The sequence below is a fragment of the Fundidesulfovibrio magnetotacticus genome (genome assembly GCF_013019105.1).
In the GTDB taxonomy this organism is placed as follows: Bacteria; Desulfobacterota; Desulfovibrionia; order Desulfovibrionales; family Desulfovibrionaceae; genus Fundidesulfovibrio; species Fundidesulfovibrio magnetotacticus.
Genome location: NZ_BLTE01000002.1, coordinates 115,480 through 139,882, shown reverse-complemented (window position 1 = coordinate 139,882; position 24,403 = coordinate 115,480). Strand labels below are relative to the sequence as shown.

The 24,403-nt window shown below is 71.4% G+C and carries 18 protein-coding genes; 8 read left to right on the top strand and 10 right to left on the bottom strand.

Annotated features, from left to right (window positions below; genetic code table 11):
* Nucleotides 1–192: 192 nt before the first annotated feature.
* Nucleotides 193–1,746 (top strand): lytic transglycosylase domain-containing protein, encoded by a 1,554-nt coding sequence (locus NNJEOMEG_RS03670; RefSeq protein WP_173081425.1) that lies wholly within the window; start codon nt 193–195, stop codon nt 1,744–1,746.
* Between the two features lie 97 nt (nt 1,747–1,843).
* Nucleotides 1,844–3,061, top strand: a complete 1,218-nt coding sequence (locus NNJEOMEG_RS03665; RefSeq protein WP_173081423.1) for a GDSL-type esterase/lipase family protein — start codon at nt 1,844–1,846, stop codon at nt 3,059–3,061.
* Nucleotides 3,062–3,161: 100 nt separating this feature from the next.
* Here the strand turns inward: NNJEOMEG_RS03665 and aroE are convergent, their stop codons facing one another.
* Nucleotides 3,162–3,998 carry a shikimate dehydrogenase gene (aroE, locus tag NNJEOMEG_RS03660; RefSeq protein ID WP_173081421.1) on the bottom strand — a complete coding sequence of 279 codons (837 nt, stop codon included), beginning with the start codon at nt 3,996–3,998 and terminating at the stop codon, nt 3,162–3,164.
* Nucleotides 3,999–4,219: 221 nt separating this feature from the next.
* Between aroE and NNJEOMEG_RS03655 the strand changes: the two genes are divergently transcribed.
* On the top strand, nt 4,220–6,445 hold the full coding sequence (locus NNJEOMEG_RS03655) for a sensor histidine kinase (protein ID WP_173081419.1): 2,226 nt from the start codon (nt 4,220–4,222) through the stop codon (nt 6,443–6,445).
* Nucleotides 6,446–6,732: 287 nt separating this feature from the next.
* Here NNJEOMEG_RS03655 and NNJEOMEG_RS03650 read toward each other — a convergent pair whose 3' ends face one another.
* Genes NNJEOMEG_RS03650 through NNJEOMEG_RS03625 form a run of 6 tightly spaced genes read right to left on the bottom strand, consistent with a single transcriptional unit; the run spans nt 6,733 to nt 11,172 of the window.
* On the bottom strand, nt 6,733–7,275 hold the full coding sequence (locus NNJEOMEG_RS03650; RefSeq protein ID WP_173081417.1) for a 2-oxoacid:ferredoxin oxidoreductase subunit gamma family protein: 543 nt from the start codon (nt 7,273–7,275) through the stop codon (nt 6,733–6,735).
* A 2-nt stretch (nt 7,276–7,277) separates the two neighbouring features.
* A complete protein-coding gene (locus tag NNJEOMEG_RS03645; RefSeq protein WP_173081415.1) occupies nt 7,278–8,036 on the bottom strand; it encodes a thiamine pyrophosphate-dependent enzyme in 759 nt (252 codons plus the stop codon).
* Nucleotides 8,033–9,100 carry a 3-methyl-2-oxobutanoate dehydrogenase subunit VorB gene (locus tag NNJEOMEG_RS03640; RefSeq protein ID WP_173081413.1) on the bottom strand — a complete coding sequence of 356 codons (1,068 nt, stop codon included), beginning with the start codon at nt 9,098–9,100 and terminating at the stop codon, nt 8,033–8,035. The genes NNJEOMEG_RS03645 and NNJEOMEG_RS03640 overlap by 4 nt, the downstream gene beginning before the upstream one ends.
* Entirely contained in the window at nt 9,097–9,336 is a 240-nt protein-coding gene (locus tag NNJEOMEG_RS03635) for a 4Fe-4S dicluster domain-containing protein (RefSeq protein ID WP_173081411.1), read from the bottom strand. Before NNJEOMEG_RS03635 ends, NNJEOMEG_RS03640 begins: the two co-directional genes overlap by 4 nt.
* Nucleotides 9,337–9,366: 30 nt before the next feature.
* The gene (queA, locus tag NNJEOMEG_RS03630) at nt 9,367–10,443 is read right to left on the bottom strand and encodes a tRNA preQ1(34) S-adenosylmethionine ribosyltransferase-isomerase QueA (protein WP_173081409.1); all 1,077 of its coding nucleotides are present in this window, start codon (nt 10,441–10,443) and stop codon (nt 9,367–9,369) included.
* A 24-nt stretch (nt 10,444–10,467) separates the two neighbouring features.
* On the bottom strand, nt 10,468–11,172 hold the full coding sequence (locus NNJEOMEG_RS03625; RefSeq protein ID WP_173081407.1) for a glycosyltransferase family 2 protein: 705 nt from the start codon (nt 11,170–11,172) through the stop codon (nt 10,468–10,470).
* A gap of 113 nt (nt 11,173–11,285) precedes the next feature.
* Here NNJEOMEG_RS03625 and NNJEOMEG_RS03620 point away from each other — a divergent pair, with 113 nt between their 5' ends.
* The 5 genes from NNJEOMEG_RS03620 (at nt 11,286) to NNJEOMEG_RS03600 (ending at nt 22,657) form a co-directional block, all read left to right on the top strand.
* Complete coding sequence (locus tag NNJEOMEG_RS03620) at nt 11,286–16,802, top strand: alpha-2-macroglobulin family protein (protein ID WP_173081405.1); 5,517 nt, start codon at nt 11,286–11,288, stop codon at nt 16,800–16,802.
* Nucleotides 16,803–16,882: 80 nt separating this feature from the next.
* Nucleotides 16,883–19,192, top strand: a complete 2,310-nt coding sequence (gene pbpC / locus NNJEOMEG_RS03615) for a penicillin-binding protein 1C (protein WP_173081403.1) — start codon at nt 16,883–16,885, stop codon at nt 19,190–19,192.
* A 169-nt stretch (nt 19,193–19,361) separates the two neighbouring features.
* Nucleotides 19,362–20,084: a class D beta-lactamase gene (gene blaOXA / locus NNJEOMEG_RS03610; RefSeq protein WP_173081401.1), complete on the top strand. Its 723-nt coding sequence runs from the start codon at nt 19,362–19,364 to the stop codon at nt 20,082–20,084.
* Entirely contained in the window at nt 20,081–20,854 is a 774-nt protein-coding gene (locus NNJEOMEG_RS03605; RefSeq protein ID WP_173081399.1) for an L-2-amino-thiazoline-4-carboxylic acid hydrolase, read from the top strand. Before blaOXA ends, NNJEOMEG_RS03605 begins: the two co-directional genes overlap by 4 nt.
* A gap of 63 nt (nt 20,855–20,917) precedes the next feature.
* Nucleotides 20,918–22,657: a GGDEF domain-containing protein gene (locus NNJEOMEG_RS03600; RefSeq protein ID WP_173081397.1), complete on the top strand. Its 1,740-nt coding sequence runs from the start codon at nt 20,918–20,920 to the stop codon at nt 22,655–22,657.
* A gap of 392 nt (nt 22,658–23,049) precedes the next feature.
* Here the strand turns inward: NNJEOMEG_RS03600 and NNJEOMEG_RS03595 are convergent, their stop codons facing one another.
* The 3 genes from NNJEOMEG_RS03595 to NNJEOMEG_RS03585 are packed head-to-tail and all read right to left on the bottom strand — an operon-like array spanning nt 23,050 to nt 24,351.
* Nucleotides 23,050–23,385, bottom strand: coding sequence for a hypothetical protein (locus NNJEOMEG_RS03595; RefSeq protein ID WP_173081395.1), 336 nt, complete (start codon nt 23,383–23,385; stop codon nt 23,050–23,052).
* Between the two features lie 25 nt (nt 23,386–23,410).
* A complete protein-coding gene (locus tag NNJEOMEG_RS03590) occupies nt 23,411–23,848 on the bottom strand; it encodes a DciA family protein (RefSeq protein WP_173081393.1) in 438 nt (145 codons plus the stop codon).
* Nucleotides 23,848–24,351 carry a nucleoside/nucleotide kinase family protein gene (locus tag NNJEOMEG_RS03585; protein ID WP_173081391.1) on the bottom strand — a complete coding sequence of 168 codons (504 nt, stop codon included), beginning with the start codon at nt 24,349–24,351 and terminating at the stop codon, nt 23,848–23,850. Before NNJEOMEG_RS03585 ends, NNJEOMEG_RS03590 begins: the two co-directional genes overlap by 1 nt.
* Nucleotides 24,352–24,403: the final 52 nt, after the last annotated feature.

Here is a 24,403-nt window from a genome sequence, read left to right as displayed (position 1 = left end):
CACGAGCCGCCGCCCTCAGGGGCGGCGGTTTCGCGTGGCGCGTGGCGCGTCGCGCCCGACGGCCCGTTGCGGCGGGATTTTGTCTCCCGGAGCGCCTCGCGCCGCGTTGTGCCAGGTAAGCATCTGAAATCTATTGTTCGGCACACTTCGTGCTTTGTCGGCTCCACGGAAGAACGAACCGAGGGGGCGACCATGACCGCCAGGCTTCTCACCATCGTCTGTCTGCTGCTCCTGGCCGGGTGCGCGGGGCCCAGCGTCCACACCGGCCGCGAAGCCAAGCCCGTCTCCAACCTCGAACCCGAAATCACCGAACTCGACGCCCTCAAGAACAGCCGGGGCCGTCCGCTCACCCCGGTCGAACGCCAGGCCCTGGACTCCAAGGTCGGCATCTCCTTCAAGCTCACCGCCGAAGAGACCCGCGAGGTGCAGCTCTTCTTCCAGAGCTACACCCGCGACAAGCGCGACACCGTGCAGCGCTGGCTCATGCGCAGCGAGCCCCACCTGGAATACGTCCGCGCCGTGCTGGCCAGCCACCGCCTGCCCCAGGACCTGCTGGCCCTGCCCTACATCGAGTCGGGCTACAACGTGCTGGCCGTGTCCTCGGCCGGGGCCGTGGGCATGTGGCAGTTCATGCCCGCCACCGCCCGCCGCTTCGGGCTCACCGTGGACTGGTGGCTCGACGAGCGCCGCGACCCCTACCTCTCCACCGCTGCGGCCGTCCGCTACCTCAAGATCCTCCACCAGCAGTTCGGGGACTGGCAGCTGGCGCTTGCCGCCTACAACGCGGGGGAGGGCGCGGTCTCGCGCGCCATGACGTCCACCGGCGCGCAGACCTTCAACTCCCTGGCCAAGTCCTCCGCGCCCATCAAGGACGAGACCAGGCACTACGTGCCCCGCTACCTGGCCATGCTCAAGATCGCCCAGAACGCCCAGAAGCTCGGCTTCAAGGCCCCCGACATGCGCGTGGCCAAGGACCTGGAAGAGGTGCGCATCCCCGCCGGGACCGACCTCTCCGGACTGGCCGCCCACCTGGGCCTCTCCTGGGAGCAGTTCCACGCCCTCAACCCGGCCTACCGCCGTCAGGTGAGCCCCCCGGACCGCTCCACCGCCGCCTGGGTGCCCAAAAAGCTCGCCCACTCGGCCCTGGCCTACGTGGACCACCCCCGCGACGCCGCCACCGGCGCGGCCCGCCTCGCCCGGGGCGGAGACACCTGGTGGACCATCTCGCGCGAGACCGGCATCCCCGCCAACACCCTGCGCGAGGCCAACAAGGGGCACGACAGGCCCATCCCCGGCAAGGCCGTGCTCATCCCCCTGGCCGCCTGCGCCCTGGACGGCCCGGGCCAGTCCCTGGAGCCCGCGCCCGCCCGCAGCGCCGTGGCCCAGGCCCAGCCCTCGGGACAGCCAGCCATCCAGCCCGCCCTCTACATCGTGCGCAAGGGCGACACCCTGGAGTCCGTGGCCGCCAAGACCGGCGCGGGCGTGCAGGAACTCATCGCCGTGAACAAGGCCGACCCGCGCCAAGCCCTCACCCCTGGCACGCCCCTGCTCATCCCCGCCCGGCAGGCCGCCCAGGCCGCGCCCGCCAAGCCCCAGCAGCAGGCCCAGGCCGCGCCCGCCAAGGCGCGGCAGCAGGCCCAGGCGACACCCGCGCCTTCCCTGCAGGCCCAGGACGACAGGGCCGGGGAGCAGACCCAGCTCAACCCCGCGCCGCGCTACAAGATCATCCGCCGCCCCGGCACCTGAGCACGAACTCGCCCCTGGCGCGACGCCCCAAGCCCTGCTACAACGCACCGCGCGGCCGGAACACCTCCGGCCGCGCCGCCATTTCCCAAGGTCCACCATGCTCAAGCGCCTGCTCAAGCTGGCCGCGCTTCCGGCCTACGTCTACCTGCTCCTGCTCGCCTGCTCCACGGGGCTCTATTGCAGCACGAACCTCCTGCGCCCCCTGCTCGCGCCCGGGACCTGGGAACAGCTCGTCTCCCTGGACATCCTCGACCTGCACCGGCACCCCCAGTACCGCGACTGGCTCGGCGGCTTCGTCCACGCCCAGGGTCAACAGCCCGACCGCTACTACCCTGACACCCACGCTTTCCACGGCATCCCCTACGACACCATCCCCCTGGACGACGACCCCGTGGACCCCCACGGCTACAAAAACGCCCTCCGCCCGGACCAGGCCCGCGTGCTTTTCACCGGCGACTCCTTCGCCGTGGGGGGCGGCGTGGGCTCGCGCCTGGCAGCGCCGGCCGTCTACGCCCGGCTCACGGGCTGCCCGGTCTACAACGCCTCCATGGGCGGCTACGGCCTGGCCCACTATCCCCGCATCGTCCGCCACTTCACCCGAGACCTGCCCCCGGACCGACGCTTCACCGGGCGCGACGTGGTGGTGCTCTCCTACATGGGCAACGACCTCACCCTGGACATGGACGTGAACCTTGCCCGGCAGGAGCGCGAGGCCGACCGCCTGGGCTACCTCCTGCGGCTGGGGCCCCTGCGCCGCCTGGCCGCCCTGGCCCTGGGCCGCGTGGGGCCTGGCCTGGCCCTGGCCGCCGAGCCGGGCATGGACGGCTACGCCGTGGCGCCCTTGCGCGCCCCCACCTGGCAGGGCATCCCCTTCTCCTTCCACCTGGTGGTCAAGCACATGCTCACCCTGGAGAACTTCCGGCGCAACATCCCCGCCATCCGGGAGACCCTGGCCCGGCTCAAGGCCCTGGAATCCCCGGACCTGCGCATCCATGTGGCGGCCATCCCCACCGGGCTGCAGGTGGTGCGGGGCGACATCGACACGGCCCGGCTGGACCCCGCCTCCTCCTTCGCCCGCGAGTACAGGACCATCGCGGCGAACCTCGACGCCATGCAGGACGAGTTTCTCGCCCTCTGCCGTGAGGCGGGCCTGGAGGCCCTGGACACCCGCCCGGCCCTGCTGGCAGACCCCGCCCGCAGCCTGCTCTACTACCCCCACGACACCCATATGACCGCACAGGGACAGGACGTCCTGGCCCGCATCATCCGCGACGCCTGGCCCCAGGTCGCCAGGGACTGCGCCCCGCTCCAATGATGCAAGGCCGTGACCGCGCCCGGCCCAATGACGAAGGGCCGGGACGCGGCCTGCACCGCGCACCGGCCCTGAGGGACTCGGCCTGTCTTCTCGCGCCGGGTTAGAGCCCAAGCGCCCCCGCCAGCACGGCGCGCACTTCGTCCAGGGGCAGCTCGCGCCCGGTCCAGAGCCGGAACTGCGCCACGGCCTGGCCCGCGAACATGGCCAGGCCGTCCACGGTCTGCGCGCCGCCCGCGCGCGCCTCGCGCAGGAAGGCCGTCTCGGCCGGATTGTACACCAGGTCGTAGGCCACCTGCCCGGCGGACCAGTATCCGGCGGGCATGGGCGAGAGGCCCACGGCCTTGCCCGCCATGCCCAGGGGTGTTGTGTTCACCACCAGCCGGGCCTGCACCCGGGCGCGCGCCTCCCAGTCCTCGGCCTGCGCCCCGAACTGGGATGCCAGGGACTCGGCCCGGCGGCCGTCGCGGTTGCACACCGTCACCGGTCCGGCCCCCAGTTCCGCCAGCCCGGCCAGCACCGCGCGCGCCGCGCCGCCCGCGCCCAGCACCAGCACGGGGCCCAGGTCCTTGCGGCCCTCCAGGGGGGCCATGAAGCCCTCCACGTCCGTGTTGTGGCCCACCAGGCGGCCGTCCTCCCAGTAGACGGTGTTCACCGCGCCCGTGCGCGTGGCCAGGAGCGTGAAGCGCTCCAGGTGCTCCATCACCGCCTGCTTGTGGGGGATGGTCACCGAGAGCCCGGACAACGGCAGCGCCCGCGCCGCGCGCATCAGCGCGCCCAGGCGCTCCGGGGGGGTGGGGAAGGCCATGAACGCGAAGGGCAGGCCCAGGCGTTCGTATCCCCAGTTGTGCAGCAGCGGCGAAAGCGTCTGGCCCAGGGGATGGCCGATGATCCCGAAAAGCTTCTCCGGGATGCGCGGGGACGTGGAGTCGTGGAGCATGAAAGCCTCTTTGTGGGGTCGTTGAGGGCTTCGCCCGCCGCGCCGCCGGGGCTGCGCAGCGCCGGGCGCATTCCTACCATGCCGGTCTGTAGAAAACCTTGGTTTTCAACGCGGTATTGCGTATGCTCGGGCCAACAGGCTTGAAGCGGGGCCGGTGTTCGTCAGTCGGGACTGGTATCAAATACGCGACCAGCTCGTCCAGGTTCGCGCGGGGGCTTTCCATGCAGGCAATCCGTCGTACCGGTGCGCGAACGGCGCTGGCCGCGTGCCTGATCCTGCTTTTTGCCGCCGCGCAGGCCCACGCCGGGCCTGTTCCTTCCATCGCCTCCTTTGCCGTGCTCGAAGACCCCACCGGGGCGCCGACCCTCCGGGAGGTCGTCTCCGGCGCAGGCCCCGTCGGGTTCCGGGAGGCGCAACGCCCCTACCATCACGCAGCAAACGGGCGTCCCTGCTGGCTGAAGATCACCCTGGCGTTCCCTCCCGAGACGCGAGGGGATGCCTGGACCCTGGACCTCAACTGGAACTACCTGAGCGGCCTGGAGTGCCATTTCCCCTCCAGCCCGGCGCACGACGTGGCGCGGGGTGGCTACCGGCTCCACGTGAACAGCGCCATCCCCCTGCCCCCGCCGGACGGCGAAAGCCTGACGGCCTACGTCCGCCTGACGGAATACCACGGCATGACCCTCGATCCGGTCGTCGTCTCCCGGGAGGCGGCGGACAGGGGCGCGGAGGCGCGTCGATGGCTGCTGGGAATGCTTTTCGGCCTCCTGCTGGCCATGTTCGTCTACAATCTCTTCCTGTTCGCCTCCCTGCGCGACGCCTGTTACGGCTGGTATGTGGCGCACGTGCTGTTCGTCACGGGCTACTATTCGATCGTGAACGGGTTCGACTTCCTGCTGTTCCCCCAGGACGGCCCCGAGGCCCTGCGAAGCAATCACACCCTGTTCTGCCTGATCTTCGCGCTCATGATCTTCAGCATCGGGATGTTCACGCGAACGTTCCTGCTCCTCGACAAGGGGCGCAACGCGTTGAACCTGCTGGTGTCGGGTCAGCTCGGCCTGTGCGTGGCGTTCGTGGGCGTGCTCTTCGCCGTGGGCGAGAAGCAGGCGAGCGCCCTGGCGCCCGTGCTGGCCCTGGCCACCTCGGCCGTGGTGGTGGTCGCCGGGGCCGTGCGCGCGGCGCAGGGGTTCAAGCCCGCCGGGATCTTCCTGATGGGCTGGTCGGTGTACGTGGCCTGCGGGGTGCTGCATTCCCTGGTCTGGTCCGGCACGGTGCAACCCACCCCCGCGACTCTGTACGCCCCGGAGTTCGGGTCCGCAGTGGAGGTCCTGGTCATGTCCCTGGCCCTGGCCTACCGGGTGAAGATCCTGGAGCAGACCAAGGAGCAGGCCGAACGCGAAAGTCGGCGGCTCGCCGGGGAGAACGCGCTGCTGGCGAGCATCCTGGAGAACAGCCGCCTGGGCATCGGGCTGGTGCGGGGGGGCGAACTCGCACGGGCCAACAACGCGCTGCGGGTGATGGCCGGGCAGGAGGAGGGCGACGGAGGCATCGCCCTGGAGGGCCTGCCCGGACTGGCCGAGCTGCTCGGCGGGCCGGAGCGGGGAGGCCTGTTGGAGCGCGAGGGCGTGGTGGGCGTCGGCGGGGACTGGCGCAACCTGCGCGCTCTGGGCAAGGTGGTGGACCCCGCCTCGCCCGAGAGCGGCGCCGTGTGGGTGGTGGAGGACGTGACCGAGCGCAAGAAGCTCGAACAGCTCAAGGAGAACATCGAGCGCATCGTGCACCACGACCTGCGCAGCCCGCTCTCGTCCATCTACACCCTGCAGCAGGCCGTGGGCTACTACGGCCCGCTCAACGACAAGCAGCGCCAGTACTGCCGGATGATCGGGGAGACGGCGGCCAGGGGGCTCGACCAGTTGAACGCCGCGCTGGCCATGTACAAGGTGGAGTCCGGGGCCTATCCGGTGGACATCCGCGCGGTGAACCTGGCGGAGTCGCTGGACCGGGCGATCCGGGAGCTGGAGGGCGTCGCCTCGGGGCAGGAGGCGGCCGTGGAGCTGCTCTTCGGGCAGGGCGCCCGGCCGGAAGCCCTGTACGTGCTCGGGGACGGGTTCCTGCTCCACGTGGTTCTCGTGAACCTGCTGCGCAACGCCCTGGAGGCCCGCGGGAGGGAGGAGAAGGTCACGGTGGCCGTGAGCGCGGGCGCTCAGGCGCGCCTGGACATCTCCAACCCCGGGGAGGTGCCCGGGGACATCCGGGAGCGGTTTTTCGGGAAGTTCGTCACCAGCGGCAAGAAGGGCGGCACCGGGCTCGGCGCGTACAGCGCCCGGATCATGGCCAGGGCCATGGGCGGGGACGTGGAGCTGGACTGCTCGCGCCCGGGGCGCACCACGGTGACGGTGCTGCTCGACAGGGCGGAGCAGCCGGAGGCCTACGCCCGGGCGTCCTGAATCGCCCGGGACCTGCCGCAGGGCCCCCCCAGCCGACTCCAGCCTTCGAATGAAGAAGCCCCGGCGGATCGATGTGTCGATCGCCGGGGCCGGTTTTTTTCAGTCCCGTCTGGTCAGGGTGTGTCCCTTCGCGGGGTGTCGCCGCCAACCGATCGGAAGACGATCGGCGGCGACACCCCGCGAAGGGTCACACCCTGACCGAACCCCGTTACCGTAGCCGGTGAGGCCCGCGAAGCAATCTCCGGGTCCAGGGCAGAGCCCTGGCCGCCGGAGGCTTCTTCTCCGCCTCAGGCCCCGGCGGCGTCGTAACCGGCCTGGAGGGCCAGGGCGTTCTTGGGGACGAGGTGGCTGTAGTGTTTGGGGATCACGTGGTCCAGGGCGTGCTGGACGGCCTCCAGGGGCAGGCAGCCGGTGGCCTTCACGAAAGCGCCCAGGGCGACCATGTTCACCATGCGCGCGTTGGCCACCTTTTCGGCGATCTCGTTGCAGGGCACGGCGTAGGTTTTCAGGCGCGCGGCGTCGGCCAGGGAGGCTTCCATGAGCGACGAGTTGAGGATCACCACGCCCTGGTCGGTCACGCGGGGCTGGAATTTCTCCAGCGAGGGCCTGTTGAGGGCGATGAGTCCCACGGGGCTCTGGATGATGGGCGAGCCGATGTCCTCGTCGGAGAGCACCACGGTGCAGTTGGCGGTGCCGCCGCGCATTTCGGGTCCGTAGACGGGCATGAAGGTCACGTGGAGGCCGTGTTCCATGGCGGCCTGGGCCAGCAGGGTTCCGGCCAGGACGACGCCCTGGCCTCCGAACCCGGCGATGATCACGTCGGCGTACATGATTAGCAGGCTCCCGCGTTTTTGGCGTCCTTGAAGGTGCCCAGGGGGAAGTAGGGGATCATTTCGTCGGCGATGCGCTGGTTGGCGGCCAGGGGCGTCATCTTCCAGTTGGTGGGGCAGGTGGCGAGGATTTCCACGAAGCCCATGCCCTGGTCGTTGAGGGGCGCGTCGAAGGCCATGCGCACGGCCTTTTTGGCCTGGGCGATGTGCTTGGTGGTGTTCACGGCCACGCGGGAGGCGTAGGCCACGCCGGGCAGCCCGGCCATGATCTCGGCCATGCGCAGGGGCAGCCCCGCCGAGGAGGCGCAGCGGCCCGAGGGGCAGGTGGTGGTCTTCTGGCCGATGAGGGTGGTGGGGGCCATCTGTCCGCCGGTCATGCCGTAGCAGGTGTTGTTGACGAAGATGATGGTGATGCGTTCGCCGCGGTTGGCGGCGTGCATGATCTCGGCCATGCCGATGGAGGCCAGGTCGCCGTCGCCCTGGTAGGCGAAGACCACCTTGTCCGGGGCCACGCGCTTCACGCCCGTGGCCACCGCCGGGGCGCGCCCGTGGGGTGCCTCCACGGCGTCCATGAGCAGGTAGTTGTAGAGCAGCACCGAGCAGCCGATGGAGGTGACCATGACGGTCTTTTCGGCCAGCTGGCGGGAGTCGATGTATTCGGCCACCAGGCGCTGGACCACGCCGTGCTGGCAACCGGGGCAGTAGTGGGTGGCCACGTCCGCCATGACGGACGGGCGCTGGAACACGATGTTTTCGCTCATGAGCGTCCTCCGGCGCAGGCCTTGGCGATGGCTTCTTCGAATTCGTCGGGGGTGGGCAGGTTGCCCGGGAGCGCGCCGAAGAAGTCGGAGTCGGCGATGCCCCGGACGGCCAGGCGCACGTCGTCGACCATCTGGCCCATGTTGTGTTCGATGGTCAGGAAGCGTTTGCCGGCCTGGGCGAGGTCGCGCAGCACGGCGGAGGGGAAGGGGTAGAGGGTGACGGGGCGCACAAGGCCCACCTTGAGGCCCCTGGCGCGCAGCTTGCGCACGGCGGACTTGGCGATGCGCCCGATGGAGCCGAAGGCCACCACCACGAGGTCGGCGTCTTCGGTGAGGAAGCAGTCGGCGCGGGCCAGGCCCTGGAGGGCGTCGTACTTTGCCTGGAGGCCCAGGTTGTGCCGGGCCAGGGTGCCCTCGGCCAGGCGCAGGGAGCGGATGATGCGCGCGGGGCGGCCCTGCGCGCCGGAGAGCCGCCAGTCCTGCCCTTCGGCGGGGTCGGCGGGCCGGGGGGCGCGGCGGGTGAGGGGTTCCTTCATCTGCCCCAGGATGGCGTCGCCCACGATGAGCACGGGGGTGCGGTGCTCGAAGGCCCAGTCGAAGGCCTCGCGGGTGAGCTCGTAGGCCTCCTGGCAGGAGGCCGGGGCCAGGCAGGGGGTGCGGTAGTCGCCGTGCCCGCCGCCCCGGGTGGACTGGTAGTAGTCGGCCTGGGCGGTGTTGATGTCTCCCAGTCCGGGGCCGCCGCGCATCATGTTCACGATGACGCAGGGCAGCTCGCTGCCGGCCAGGTAGGAGATGCCCTCCTGCATGAGCGAGATGCCGGGGCTGGAGGAGGTGGTCATGGCGCGCACGCCCATGGCGGCCGCGCCCAGCACCATGTTGATGGAGGCCACTTCGCTCTCGGCCTGCACGAAGGCCCCGCCCGCCTCGGGCAGGTGTTCGCACATGTATTCGGGGATCTCGTTCTGGGGCGTGATGGGGTAGCCGAAATAGGCCTTGAGCCCGGCGTCGATGGCGCCCATGGCCACGGCCTCGTTGCCTTTCACGAAGATGCGTTCGCTCTTCACCGGGCGGCCTCCTTTCCGGGCTTCTTGGTGCGGTAGACCGTGATGGCGATGTCCGGGCAGGTCTGGGCGCAGGCGGTGCAGCCGGTGCAGGAGGGGAGGCGCTCGGGGTCGGCCTCCACGACCTTGTAGCCCTGGGGATTGATCCGGCTGGACACCCGGATGATCTCCTCTGGGCAGACGGCGGTGCACAGCAGGCAGCCCTTGCAGCGCACCTCGTCGATGACGATTCTCGACATGGGTTTCTCCGTGGGGTGCAGGTCCCTGATCTAGCGGATGAGCATGGCGTCGCCGTACGAGAAGAAGCGGAAGCGCTCGCGCACGGCGCGGGCGTAGGCGGAAAGGACGGCGTCCGTGCCTGCCAGGGCGCAAACCATAATCACAAGGCTTGAGCGCGGCAAATGAAAATTGGTCAGCAGCCCGTCCAGGACGGCGAAGCGGTATCCGGGCCGGATGAAGATGTCGGTTTCGCCCGCGAAGGGCCGGATTTCGCCGCAGGCCCGGAAGGCCCCTTCCAGGGCGCGGGCGGAGGTGGTGCCCACGGCGACGACGGGGCGTCCCTGTTGCTTTGCCAGAAGAACGGCGCGTGCGGTCTCTTCGGGGATTTCGGCCCATTCGGCGTGCATGCGGTGGTCGCGAATGTCTTCGGCGCGCACGGGGCTGAAGGTTCCGTAGCCCACGTGGAGCGTGGCCTCGGCCCAGCCGAAGCCCCTGGCCTCCAGGGCGGCGCGCACCTCGGGGGTGAAGTGCAGCCCGGCGGTGGGCGCGGCGGCGGAGCCCTGCTTGTCCGAACGCGAGTGGAGCGTCTGGTAGCGTTCGCGGTCGGCCTCGGAGTCGGGGCGACGGATGTAAGGGGGCAGGGGGATGTGCCCGATGCGCTCGAAGAGGGCGCGCAGGTCGCCCCGGAAGCGCAGGGTCACGCGGCAGCGTCCGAAGTCGCCGCGCTCCAGCACGCGCACGGTCAGGTCCGGGTCGAAGGCCAGCTCCTGGCCGGGCCGGGGCTTCTTGGAGGCGCGCAGCAGGGCCAGGGCCTGGGCCTCGCGCCAGCCGTCTTGCGCGTCATGGATTTCCAGCAGCGGCAGGGGCGTGAGCAAGAGCATCTCCACGGCCCCGCCCGTGGGCTTGGAGGCCAGAAGGCGCGCGGGCAGCACGCGGGTGTTGTTGGCCACCAGGAGCGCGCCCGGGGGGAGGAGGTCCGGCAGGTCGGCGAAGCGGGCCAGGGAGGTCGCGCCCGCGGCGCGCTCCAGCACCATCAGCCGCGAGGCGTCCCGCCGCCCGGCCGGGGCCTGGGCGATGAGCTCCTCGGGGAGGTGGAAATCGAAGGTTTCGAGGCCGGTGCGGTTCAAAGGAGCGGTTCGGGGGGGGGCGGATCAGCGGGTGCGGATCAGGCCGAAGCGGACGATCCAGTAGATGGCGGAGACGCCGTCCTTCCAGCCGATTTTTTTGCCTTCCTCGTAGGTGCGCCCGTAGTAGGAGACCGGCACTTCGTAGATGCGCACCTTCATGCGGGCGATCTTGGCCGTGAGCTCGGGCTCGATGCCGAACCGGTCGCAGACGATGGTCATGCGCTGGAGGTGTTCGCGGCGGAACACCTTGTAGCACACCTCCATGTCCGTGAGGTTGAGCCCGGTGAACACGTTGGAGAGCAGGGTGAGGAAGCGGTTGGCCAGGTAGTGCCAGAAGTAGAGCACCCGGTGCGTGCCGCCCAGGAAGCGCGAGCCGAACACGGCGTCGGCGCGGCCCATGTGGATGGGGGCCAGCAGGTGCGGGTAGTCGGCGGGGTCGTATTCCAGGTCGGCGTCCTGGATGAGCACCAGGTCCTTGGTGGCGGCCCTGAAGGCGGTGCGCAGGGCCGCGCCCTTGCCCTGGTTGCGTTCGTGGAAGAGAACCTGGAGCTTCTCCCGGCCCTGGAGGGAGCGCAGGATGTCGCGGGTGCCGTCGGTGGAGTGGTCGTCCACCAGGACGATCTCGTCCACTTCGGGCTGTTCCAGCACACGATCGACGATCTCCAGGATGGTGTTGCGCTCGTTGTAGACGGGGATCACCACGGAGAGGGTGGGACGCTGGGTGCTCATGGGCCGGGGTTATGGGGCAATCCCGGGAACCAGTCAAGGGCGCGGCGCGCGCCCGGCCTTGCCAATGCGCCCAGGCGTGGTAGAAGGAAAAAAACGTTCCTTCCGGAGTTCCCATGAGCCACGACGCCCCGCAGTCGTCCGCCGTCAAGTCGTTGGTGATCGTCATCCTGCTGCTGGTGGTGGCGGTGCAGGGCTGGTTCCTCTGGCGCGGCGGGGAACCGGCGTCCCAGGCCCCGGCGGCCCCCGAGGCGGCCAAGCCCGAGGCGGCCAAGCCCGAAGCGCCCAAACCTGATACGCCCAAGGCCGAGGCTCCCAAGTCAGACCCCGCCGCCCCTGGCGATGCCGTGGAGGTGGCGGTGTTCCGCCAGAACACGAACCGCCCCGGCGAGGTGATCGTCTCCTTCACCCGGCCCGTGGGCGAGGCCGAATCCTCGGGGCCGCTGGTCCAGGCTCCCTTCCGCATCGAACCAGACGTGCCCGGCGTGTGGCACTGGGCAGGCCCCTACATCCTGCGCTTCACCTCCCAGGACAAGAAGGGCGTCGATCCCGCCCGCACCTACACCTTCACCGCCGTGCCCGAGGCCATCCTGCCCAAGGGCGGCAAGCTTGGCGGGCGCACGCAGTTCACGGTGCGCCCCGCGCCCCTGGCCGTGCACCGTTTCTCCGCCGAGCCCGACCCCGTGCCCGGCAAGCCCGGGGTCTACGTGGTGCGCGGCTCCGTGAGCTTCTCGCGCCAGATGCAGCCCCGGGAAATGGAGAAGGCCCTGCGCCTGGTGGACCCCCGCCTCGGCCCCGACAAGCCCGTGCCCCTGCACATCCTCCTGGACCAGGAGGGCACGAGCCCCGTGGTGCGCTTCGAGTCCGACCCCGTGCAGGCCGACGACAAGACGCGCATGTTCACCCTGCTGGTGGACAAGGACGCCACCCGCTCCGACGAGGGCTTCGTGCTGGACCAGACCCAGGCCTACGCCTTCCCGGTGGTGCACGCCTCGGCGCTCAAGCCGCGCGACCCCGGCGCGTGGGAGGAATACCGCAAGGGCTTCCGCCTGAACTTCTCCGCCAAGGTGGACCCCGACGCCCTGCGCGAGCAGGCCCGCTTCGAGCCGCCCCTGGAGGGCGTGAGCTTCTCGCGCGACGAGGAGGGCCTGTGGGTCTCGGGCAATTTCCGCTACGGGGTGCGCTACGCCCTGGTGCTGCCCCCGGGCTTCGCGGCCGTGGACGGCGCGAAGCTGGAGCGTGAGGCGCGCGTCCCCCTGGCCGTGCCCGACCAGAAGCCCACGGCGCGCTTCGCCAATCCGGGCGTGTTCCTGCCCAAGAGCGGCGCGGGCAAGGTGGCCCTGGAGACCGTGAACCTCAAGGCCGCCAAGCTGCGCGTGGAGCGCGTCTTCCGCAACAACATCTTCTTCGCCCTCAACTACTACGGCGAGCAGGCCTTTGACGACGACGGCGGCTACGGCGACGTGCTCCCCTACCTGGGCGACGCCGTGGCCGAGGAGGACTTCAAGTTCCCCGCGCCCCGCAACCAGGCCGTGTCCACCCCCGTGGACCTGACCCGGCTCGTGAAGGGCACGGAGCCCGGCCTCTACCGCCTCACCGTGGCCCAGGAGGACGGCGAGTCCAGCCCGGCCCAGCGCTGGATGCTCGTCACGGACCTGGGCGTGGCAGCCAAGCGCGGCCGCGACGACCTGCTCGTGTGGGTCAGCTCCTTCAAGGACGTCTCCAGCGTGGCCGGGGCGCGCGTGAAGGTCATCTCCAACCGCAACCAGGTGCTGGTCCAGGGCGTCACGGACGCCAAGGGCGTCTGGCGCGCCAAGGGGCTGGCCGCCCTGCCCGAGGGCACCGAACCGTACATGATTTCCGTGGAGAAGGACGCCGACTACGCCTTCCTGCTCTTCGACCGCTTCGGCACGGACATGACCGGCCTGGACGTGTCCGGCGTGGAGGTGGCCCAGGCGGGCTACCAGGCCTTCACCTGGGGCGAACGCGACATCTACCGCCCCGGCGAGACCGTGCGCGGCGTAACCGCCGTGCGCGACCCCAAGCTCAAGACCCCGCCGCCCATGCCCCTCAAACTGGTCTGGAGCGACCCCCAGGGCCGCGAGGCCGCCGTGGAGACCCTGCGCACGGACGCCCAGGGCCTGGCCTCCTTCGCCCGGGCCATGCCCTCCCACGCCCCAACCGGGGCCTGGACCCTGGACGTGCTGGCGGGCGAGGAGCCCATCGGCCAGTACCGCTTCCAGGTGGAGGACTTCCAGCCCGACCGCATCGCCGTGACCGTGCTGCCCCAGGTGGAGCGCGCGGGGCCCGGCCAGGAGCTGGCCTTCGGCGTGCGCGCCGACTACCTCTTCGGCGCGCCCGCCGCCGGGTTGCCCGGCGAGGCCAGCGTGGTGCTCACCGCCGCCCCCTTCACCCCCAAGGGCTTCGAGGCCTACGCCTTCGGCACCAGCGAGCGCGCCTTCGAGAACGTGAACCTGCTGCGCCAGGAGATCCAGACCGACGCCGAGGGCAAGGCCGCCCTTTCGGCCGCCATCCCCCAGGGGCTCAAGCCCCCGGCGGCGCTCATGGCCGTGGTCACGGCCCGGGTCTCGGAGCACGCCGGGCGCGGCGTGGGCTCGCGGGTGAAGATCCCCGTGGACGCCTACCAGGCCTATCCGGGCCTCAAGCGCCCGGCCGAGCAGGGCCTGGCCCCGGGGACGCCCCACGCCTTCGAGTACGTGGTGGTGGACCCCCAGGGCAAAGAGGCCCAGCCCAAGGCCCTGGTGGCCGAACTCTATGAGGACAGATGGCAGACCGTGCTGCGCCGCGCCGAGGAGGGCACGGGCTACAAGTACGAGACCAAGCGCGACTCGCGCCTCGTTGAGCGCCGCCGCCTGGAGAACCCCGGCGCAAAGGGCGAGGTGACCTTCACCCCGCCCAAGTACGGCAGCTACCGCCTGAGCCTCACCGACCCCGACACCGGCGCGGCCTGCCAGATCACTTTCTGGGCCGCGGGCGACGGCTACAACCCCTGGGCCATGGAGAACCCCGCCCGGCTGGAGCTGGTCCCCGCCAAGACCGACCACGCCGTGGGCGAGACGGCCAGGCTCCAGGTGCGCGCGCCCTTCCCGGGCAGGCTGCTGGTCACGGTGGAGTCCACCGAGGTCCTGGACCACTACGTGGTGGACCTGCCCGAGAACACCGGCGAGGTGAGCATCCCCATCAAGGCGGGCTACGCCCCCAACGTCTACGTCACGGGCATGCTGGCCCGCAAAGGCGCGGACGTGCTGCCCGGCCAGGCCGGGCGCGCCTTCGGGGCCGTGTCGCTGGGCGTGGCGCGTGAGGCAGGGCGCATGGAGGTCTCCCTCGAGGCCCCCGCGCGCATGGAGCCCCACAAGCCCCTCACGGTGACGGCCAAGGCCGACCCCGGGGCCATGGTCACCCTGGCCGTGGTGGACGAGGGCATCCTCCAGCTGGTGGCCCAGAAGACCCCGGACCCGTGGGCCGTCTTCTACGCCCGCCGCGCCCTGGAGGTGCGAAGCTTCGACACCTTCGCCCTGCTCCTGCCCGAGGTGAAGGCCCTGGCCCGCAAGGCCCCGGCGGGCGGCGACGACGCCTCCCGCTTCCTGCGCACCGAATCGCCCCAGGGCGAGCGCTCCGTGGCCTTCTGGTCCGGCCCGCTCAAGGCCGACGCGCGCGGCATCGTGCGCTTCACGGTGGACGTGCCCGCCTTCCAGGGCGCGCTGCGCGTGATGGCCGTGGCCGCCGGCGGGGCGCGCTTCGGCAGCGCCCAGCACTTCGTGCGCGTGCGAAGCCCCCTGGCGCTGTTGCCCACGTTCCCCCGCTTCGCCCAGCTGGGCGAGTCCATGCGCCTGCCCGTCACAGTGCGCAACGACACCGGCCAGGACGGCGAATTCCAGGTGTCCCTGCAGGCCACGGGCGCTCTGCGAAGCGTCGACCAGCCCCGGCGCGAGGCCATCGCGGCGGGCAAGGACAAAACGGTCTTCTTCGGCGTGAAGGCCTCCGACGCCGAAGGCCTGGCCTCCCTGGCCTTCCTGGCCGAGGGCGGCGGGTTCAAGGCCGAGGCGCGCACGGAACTCCTGGTGCGTTCGCCCCTGCCCGCCGTGAGCCGCATCCGGCAGGGGGTCACGGAGGGGTCGGCAACGGAGTTCCCGGCCGCCGAGGACCAGGGCTTCCTGGTCGGCACGGTCCAGCGCACGCTGCGCGTGGGGCGTTTCCCCCTGGTGCGCTTCGCGGGCAAGCTGGAGAGCCTGCTGGGCTATCCCTACGGCTGCCTGGAGCAGACAGTGTCCCGGGCGTTCCCCCTCGTCTACCTCTCGGCCCTGGCCCGGGAGCTGGAGCCGCGCGCCCTGGAGAAGGGCTCGCCGGAGGCCATGGTGCAGCAGGGCGTGAGCCGCGCCCTGGCCATGCAGCTGCCCTCGGGCGGCTTCGGGATGTGGCCCGGGGCCGAGAAGGAGCAGCCCTGGGCGGGCGTGTGGGCCACGCACTTCCTGGTGGAGGCCTCCCGGGCTGGCCATCAGGTGCCGGAAAAGGCCCTCTCCCTGGCCCTGGGCAACCTGGGCTCCCAGGTGAAGCGCCGCCACCAGGGCGGCCAGCTCAAGACCCAGGCCTACGCCCTCTACGTGCTGGCCCTGGCCGGAAAACCCGACCGGGGCGTGATGGACTCCCTGGCCGCCAAGCCCAAGGACGGCCCGGCCCTGCCCGCCGACGCCAAGGCCCTGCTGGCGGCGGCTTACGCGGCCACGGGCAACGCCAAGGCCGCCGAGGGTCAGCTGGCGGGGCTCGGCGCGCCCGAGGCCGCGCCCCCGGCGGACGACCTCTTCGACTCCCCCCTGCGCGCCCAGGCCCTGACCCTGGCCGCCCTGACGGACGTGAACCCCTCGTCCCAGGCCACGGCCCAGGCCGCCCGCGACCTCACGCGGGGGCTGGAGGCCCGCCCGGCGCTCTCCACCCAGGAGGCGGGCATGGCCTTCATGGCCCTGGGCAAGCTCTACGCCCGCCAGGCGGCCCTGCCCGCCTGCCAGGGCGAGCTGAAGGCCTCGGGAACCGGCGTGGCCCGCATCGACACCGCCCGGACGAGCCTCCTGCGCGACCTGCCCGCGGGACCCCTGACCCTTGCCCTGCCCGGGTGCGCGCCGGGGTCGGCCTTCTACAGCCTGGACGACCGGGGCATCCCCGCCACGGCCTCCCACAAGGCGCTGGCCGCCGGGCTGGAGCTGAAACGCGAGTTCCTGGACCGCGACGGCAAGCCCCTGGACATGGCGCGCCTGCCCTCGGGAACGCTGGTGGCGGTGAAGGTGTCGGTGCGCTCCACCTCGGGGCCGCTGCGCCACGTGGCCGTGTCGCAGCTCCTGCCCCCGGGGCTCGACGTGCAGAACCCGCGCATCGACACGGCCGACCGCCTGCCCTGGATGGAGAAGATCGCCCCCGTGGGCTACTCGGACTACCGCGCCGACCGCGTGAACGTCTTCCTGGACCTGGAGGGCGGCGAATGGGCCGACACCTACACCCTCTGCCGGGCCGTGATCCCCGGAAGCTACACCCTGCCGCCCGTGCGCGCCGAGGCCATGTACTTCCCCGAGATCGCCGCCCAGACGGAGCTTGGCGCGCTGACCGTGGAGGGCGGCCGTTGAGCGGGGAGGTCTCCGGCGAAGCATCGCACGAGCCGTCGTCCGGCGGGGCAGGGCCGCCCCGCCGGACGCGTCCGGCCCGCATGGCCCGCATCGGGCGGCTTGGGGCGCTCGCGTTGCTCCTGGCCGCCCTGGGCTTCCTGATCCTGGACCTGGCCTTCCCCTTTCCGGCGGATCGCCTCGCGCCGTCCCCATCCGTGGAAGTGCGCGACCGCCACGGCGAGCCCGTCCGCCTCTTTTTGGCCCCGGACCACGCCTGGCGCTTTCCCGTCACCCTGGAGGAACTCGCCCCCGACTACCTGGCCGCCGTGCTGGCCAGCGAGGACCGACACTTCTACCGCCACCCCGGCGTGAACCCGCTCTCCCTGGCCAAGGCCCTGGCGGCCAACGTGGCGGCCGGGCGCGTGGTGCGCGGCGGCTCCACCATCACCATGCAGGTGGCCCGCCTGGCCGAGCCCAAGCGCCGCACGGTGTGGGCCAAGCTCGTGGAGTGCTTCCGGGCGCTCCAGCTGGAGTTGCACTGGTCCAAGCGGGAAATCCTGGGCTTCTACGTGAACCTGGCCCCCTTCGGGGGCAACCTGGTGGGCGTGGGCGCGGGGAGCCGCTTCCTTTTCGGCAAGGCCCCGGGGCTGGTTTCCCTGGGCGAGGCGGCGCTCCTGGCGGGCATCCCCCGTTCGCCCAACGCCTACAACCCGGTGAAGCACCCCGAGGCGGCCCGGCGCGTTCGCGAGAGCGTGCTCAAGACCATGGTCCGCCAGGGCGCGGCACGGCCGGAGCAGGCCGCCCTGGCTGTCACGGCCCCCGTGCCCGCGCGCGTGGCCCGGCCGCCCCTGGTGGGGCCGCACCTGGCCCAGATGGCCCTGGCGCGCATGGGCCGCGCCGCGCGCATCGACACCACCCTTGATTCGCGCACGCAGGAACTTACGCGCCAGGCCCTGCGCACGCGCCTGGCGGAGCTGCGCGCCCAGGGCGTGGAGAACGCGGCCGTGGTGGTCATCGATGTGGCCACGCGCGGCGTGCTGGCCCTGGCGGGCTCCGCCGACTACCTGGACGCCGCGCGCCACGGGGCGCTCAACGCGGCCACGGCCCGGCGCTCGCCGGGGTCGGCGCTCAAGCCCTTCCTCTACGCCCTGGCCTTCCAGGAGGGTCTGGCCGCGCCCCAGACCCTGCTCCTGGACCTGCCCGTGGCAGTGGGCGGCTACGAGCCCAAGAACTACGACGGCCAGTACCGGGGACGCGTGGAGGCGGCCGAGGCCCTCATCCATTCCTACAACGCCCCGGCCGTGCGCCTGCTGGCCGAGACGGGAGTCCCTGCCTTCCTGGACCTGCTGCGCCGGGGGGGCCTCGCGGGGCTCTCCCGGCCCCCGGATCACTACGGCCTTTCCCTGGTGCTGGGCGGCGGCGAGGTGAGCCTGCTGGAGCTGACCAACCTCTACGCCACCCTGGCCCGGGGCGGACTGCACGGCCCGGCCGCCATCACCGTGGGGGGCCGAACCCGGCCCGAGGAGCGCCTGCTCTCGGCAGAGGCCTGCGCGCTCACGGCGGAGATCCTCGCGCGGCTGGAGCGCCCGGACCTGCCCGGGGGCGTGGAGCGCGCCCGGGGCGTGCCCGTGGTGGCCTGGAAGACGGGAACCTCCTTCGGCCACCGCGACGCCTGGGCCGTGGGCTTCTCGGCGCGCCACGCCGTGGGGGTGTGGGCGGGCAACGTGGAGGGCCGCCCGGTGAAGGGCATCTCCGGGGCCAGACAGGCCGCGCCGCTGCTCTTCGACGTGTTCCGCGCCCTGGAGCCCGGGGGCTCCTCGCTGCCCAGGCCCGAGGGCCTGAACCTGGAGCAGGCGGAGGTCTGCGCCGTGTCGCGCGGGCTGCCCGGCCCGGACTGCGGCCAGACCGTGAAGATGGACGTGATCCCGGGCGCGACGCGCCTAGCCCCCTGCCAGGCCCACCGGCGCGTGCTGGTGGACGCGGCCACGGGGCTGCGCGTGGCAGGGTCCTGCCTGGAAGGGCGCGCGGTGCGCGCGGAGGTGGTGGTGGACTATCCCCCCGATCTCGCCGCGTGGTGGGCGGCTTCGGGCATGGAGCTGCCCGACGGGCCTCGACCGGACCCGGCCTGCGCCGAGGCCGTGGCGGGGCAGGGGCCGCGCATCGTCTCGCCCCGGGAGGGCATGGTCTACCGTCTGCGCCCCGACGCGCCGGGGGCCTTCCAGCGCGTGGGGCTCGCCGCCGTGGCCGGGGCCGACGCGGGGGGCCTCAGCTGGTTCCAGGACGGACGGCTCGTGGCCGGGCAGGTCCAGGGCGAGCCCTTGTTCCTGGAGCTCGTCCCGGGCGCGCACCGCCTCGTGGTGGTGGATGCGCGGGGCCGCTCCGACGGGGTGCGCTACACGGTGGAGCCTTAGGGGCGCGGGTCTTGCGGCGCGCGGCGAAATGCGGGAAGGATCGGCCACGGCTTCTCACGCATCCATCCGGCCCAGGGAGCACAGTATGTCCGTTGTCCGCCGCCTTGCCGTTTTCGGAGTGTTCTGCCTTCTTTGCGCCTGCGCAGGGACACGCGCCCCGAAGACCGTCGTGACCGAGCGCCCGGACTGGGCGAGCCTGTTCCAGGAGCGCGGCGTCCAGGGCGTGCTGGTGCTCGAAAACGCCGACGGCAGCGTGCGCAAGGTGTTCGACCCGGCGCGCGCGGCCCGGGGCTTTCTGCCTGCCTCCACCTTCAAGATTCCCAACGCGCTCATCTCCCTGGAGACGGGCGTGGTCTCCGGCCCCGACGCCGTGCTGCGCTGGGACGGCGTGAAGCGCTCCGCCGAGGCCTGGAACCGCGACCTGACCCTGCGCGAGGCCTTCGCCGTCTCCTGCGTGCCCTGCTTCCAGGGCCTGGCCCGGGCCGTGGGGTCCGAGCGCATGAGCTGGTGGGTGCGCGAGCTGGGCTACGGCAACGCCGACATCAGCGCGGGCGTGGACGTGTTCTGGCTCCAGGGCGGCATGCGAGTCAGCGCCCTGGAGCAGGTGGCCTTCCTGCGCCGCCTGAAGGAGGGCCGCCTGCCCTTCTCCGCGCGCTCCATGGACATGGTGAAGGACGTGATGCGCGTGGAAGAGGGACCTGGCTGGACCCTGCGCGCCAAGACCGGCTGGACCGTCGGCACGGACCCCGGCACGGGCTGGTGGGTGGGCTGGCTGGAGAAGGGAGGAGAGACGTGGTTCTTCGCCCTGAACATCGACATGTCCGCCATGGCCCAGGCCCCGGCGCGCCAGGAGATCGTCAAGGCCGCGCTGCGCGGCGAGGGGCTTTTGTGAGGTCGCGCCGCTCCTTCCTGGGGCTGTGCGCGCTCCTGCCGTGCATGGACCTCGCGCCCCGGGCGGCCCTCTGCGGCAGCTGGGAGACGGCTCACCGCCGCGAGCTCCTGGAGGACTTCCGGGGCGTGAGCGAAGGCGCGGCCCGCTGGCTCGCGGCCACCGGGCGGGAGGACCGCGCCAGGGCCGTTGCCGAGGATTCCAGGAGGGCCTTCCCGGCGCTCCTGGACGCCGTGCCCGACATCGGCGGCCCCTCCAACCGCAACCACGTCTATCTGGTGCAGTCTGCGTGGCTGGCGGCGCTCTGCCGGGGCATGGAGGCCTCGGGGCTCACCGCGCGCGACGCGGGCCACGCCTTCTACGTGCTGGCCGAGGCCGACCTGCTCAGGCAGGACCCGGCCGCCCTGCTGGCCCAGGGGGCCGCGGAGTTCACGCCCCAGGCCCGGGACGCCCTGCGCGCCTGGGCCGAGTGGACCGCGCTGCGCACCTGGCCCGGGGACTGGGTGGCCCGCTATGTGCCCGGCGACGGGGAGGCATACGACCACGGCTACGACATGCTCGAATGCGGGGTGGTGAAGTACCTGCGCGCCGTGGACGCGGCCCCGGCCGCCCGCTTCTACTGCCTGAACGATTTTCCCCGCTCGCGCCTGAAGGGTACGGGTCTGCGGCGCGAGAGCACCCTTGCCCAGGGCGGGCCGGTGTGCGATTTCCGCTACAAGAGAGGTCGCCCGGTTACGCGCGGCTGGAACACGGAGGTTCCGGCTTCCGCATAGGCCGACACCGTGGGAGAGCGATTCATGAACTTGCCCGGCAGCCGTTCCGTCCGAGGGACCCTCATGGTCCTCATCGTCCTTCTGGGCGTCACCGCCCTTGCTCCGGCCGTGCTGGACCTGCGCCGGAGCCTGGAGGATCTGCGGGGGGCCGCCCTCATGGAGCAACGCAACCAGGTCGCCGCCGCCTGCCTGCAGGTGGTGAACGATTTCGCCTTCGAACGGGGCCGCACGGCCGTGGCGCTCTTCGGGGCGGACAAGGCCTCCGAGGAGACCCTTGCATTCATCCGGGAGCGCCGGGCCGGTGCGGAACGGGGGATGGAGCGGCTGTCGGCGGCCCTGGACGGGCTATCCGGCGTCTCCGGGGCGGAGACGCTGCGCGCCTGGGATGCCGTGCTCGTCCTTCGGGCCGAGTCTGACGCGGCCATGGCCCTGCCGTTCTCCGCGCGTGATCCCTCCCTGGCCGGGCGCTGGCTGCTCACCGCCGCCGACCTGCTGGCCCATCTGGAGTTCCTGCTGGCCGAGCTGGGCCGGGCGCCCGGGGCCGACGGCCTTTACGAGAGGGTGTGCGCCCTGCGGGTGGCGGTGGTGCAGTTCCGGAACGTGGTGGGCAGGGAGTCCATGATGGTGGCCTCCGTGACCGCTGGCGTGGAGAAGGTGGACGAGGCCTTCATGAACCGGCTTCTTCTGTTGCGCGGGCGTTCCGCGCAACTGTGGGAGCAGATCCGGCAGGAGGCCCTGCTCTCGGGGGGCGCAGGCTTCTCAACGGCGCTGGAGAATACGCGCCGGGCCTTTTTCGAGGGCCTGAGGCCCCTGCAGGAGTCCATTCTCCTGGGCGGGGCGCATGGCACGGAGCTTCCCCCTCCGGCGGCCTACACCAAGGAATCCGTGCGGGCCCTGGATTCCATCATCACCTCTCTCGACACGGTCTCCGAGGACGCGGACCGCGTGGTGCGGCACAACCTGGCGACGGCGCGGCGCACGGCGGCGGGGGGCCTGGTCGGCATCCTCGCGGCGGCGGTGCTGGTGGCCGTGTCGGCGCGGGTCATCGCGCGGCGCATCACCCGCCCGCTTCGCGACATCGTGGAGCGCATCGACCGCCTGCGCGACCCCGGGGCCAGCCTCCAGCTTTCCGGGGTGCGCGACGAGTTCACCACGGTGCGCCACGCCCTGGACCTTCTGGACCACATGCTGGCCGCACGCGAACGCGACGCCAGGGCGCTCCAGGAGGCCAACCGCAGGCTGGCCGAACTGGCCGAAACCGACGAACTCACGGGTCTGGCCAACCGCCGCCGCCTGAACGCGGCGCTCGCGGCCGAATGGGCGCGGGCCCGGCGGGACGCCAGACCCCTGACGCTGCTGATGATCGATGTGGACCACTTCAAGCGCTACAACGACGCCCTGGGGCATCAGGCCGGCGACGAACGCCTCATCGACGTGGGACGGGCCATCCGTGGGCTGGCGCGGCGTCCCGGAGACGTGGCGGCGCGCTACGGCGGCGAGGAATACGTGCTGTTGCTGCCCGACCTGCCGTCGTCCAAGGCCCTTGCCCACGCCGAGGAGGTGCGCCAGGCCGTGGAGGCCTTGAATCTGCCCCACGAGGGCTCGCCCCACGCCCGGGTGACGGTGAGCATCGGCATGGCCACGCTCACGCCCTGCGGGGAGTCGCGCGCCGAAGACCTGGTGCGCCTGGCCGACGACGCCCTTTACGAGGCCAAGCGGCTGGGGCGCAACCGGGTGGAAGCGGCCCCGGCCGGGGCCGCCGCGGACTGCCCGCCGCCCGTGGCCGGGCGCGATCCTGCCTAGCGTTGCGCGTCTCAAAATCCGTCCCTACGGGTTGTCCAGGCAAGTCGCCAAAACCATTGGTTGAAGTTTTGAAAAACAGGTTCTTGTTTTTCAAAAGCGCGACACTGGCGAAGCTTCCGCGAGGGACGCGGAAGCGCTCTTCGGCAGGAAAAAGCCTGAAACATGGATGAATCCCCGGGGAACGTGTTGCCGTCTCCCGAGGACGCGCCACGAGTCATTCGCCCGTGCAATCCGTCCGGGGGGATGTCCAGGGGCTTCGGCCCGGCCGGTCGGCTGCCGCAAGACCGCGAGCCGTTCATCGGGGCCGCGTCCCGGGCGCCAGCGCGCCGCGCCAAAGCGAAAGGCCCGGCGGATCGATCCGCCGGGCCTTTCGAACGTCGTCCGGGCCGCGCCTAGGAGGCCTGGGCCATGTTGCGGGTGCGCTTCTTGAGCTTGTTCACCTTGCGGCGCAGGATGTCCTTCTCCTTGCGGGAGACGCCTTCGGCGGCCTTCTTGGCGCGCATTTCCTTCATCTGGGCCTTCATGGAGAGGATCTGGGCCTTGTAGGGGCTTGCGCCGCCCTCTTCATCGGTGATGCCCAGAACTTCCTTGATCGCCTTGATCAGTTCTTCCTTGTCCATGCCGGACGCGCCCTGGATGTTGGGGATCTGGTTGATCACCAGGTCGCGCAGTTCCTTGGCGGTCATCTTGTCCAGGGGTTTCTTGAGATCGAGCGTGATGTCGGCCATTGTCCGCCTCCAAGTGGAATGTGTGTCACCTGCCGGGGCCAAACTGGCGGGCGTAGGCCGCGTACGTGCGCCCCACGGCGGTGTTCGGGTCCAGGCTGAGTTTCCCAAGGGAGGCGATGCGGGGCGCGGGGAGCCGCCAGAAGGCGGGGGCCGAACCGGGCAGTGCGTCCAGAGGGGTTTTGCCCTGTAGCAGGTCGAATTGCACCTTGTCAAAGACTTGTTGGCCGAGAAAGCCGTTGACCGCCTCCAGGATCGCCGGGGCGTCGTAGTGGCTCTCCTGCATGGCCAGGGCGTCCTCCACGCCGGCGAGCAGGGTGGCGCGCCGGTGACCCAGGGGGTGGGCGTAGGGGGCCACGTGGCCCAGCACCTCGCGCCAGCGCGGCCAGAGCATGGCCAGCCGGAAGCCCAGGGCCGCGTCGTTGCGGCTGGCGAAGGCCACGATGAGCTCCCCCAGGTGGCGCATCAGAGGCTGGCCTTCTCCGCCACGTCTTCGAGCATCTCCTCCTCCGACGAGGCCAGGGGCAGGATGAAATGGGCCGCGCCGAAAAACACCGGCTCCATGCGCTCCACCCGCGCGGCCAGCTCCTCCAGGCGCGAGAGGTCGCCCAGGCGGCGCGCCAGGATCGGGGCCACGCTCATGAGATAGAACACCTTGCCCGAGGCGCGCAGGGCCTCGGCCACGCCCTCCTCCAGGAGCAGGGAGTCCCCGGTGACGGCCACGGTGAGCCCCTTCCCGGCCAGGGCCCGGTCCAGTTGGGCGCGCGTGGCGGCCTCCGCGAAGGCCAGGCCCAGGCGCGGGGCGGCGGCCCGGGCCAGGGAGCGCCTGCCGCTGCCTTCCAGGCCCACGAAATAGAGGTTGCCGGACGCTCCGCCGATGGCCGCCAGGGCGGTCGCGCTGGAGAAGGTGGCGGATTTCCCGGGCTCCTGCACGTCGAAGCGTTTGCGGATGGGGTTTTTGGGGCGCATGGATGCAGTGTAGCGCGTGCGCGGGCAAAGGAAAAGCCCGGAAGGCCGGGCG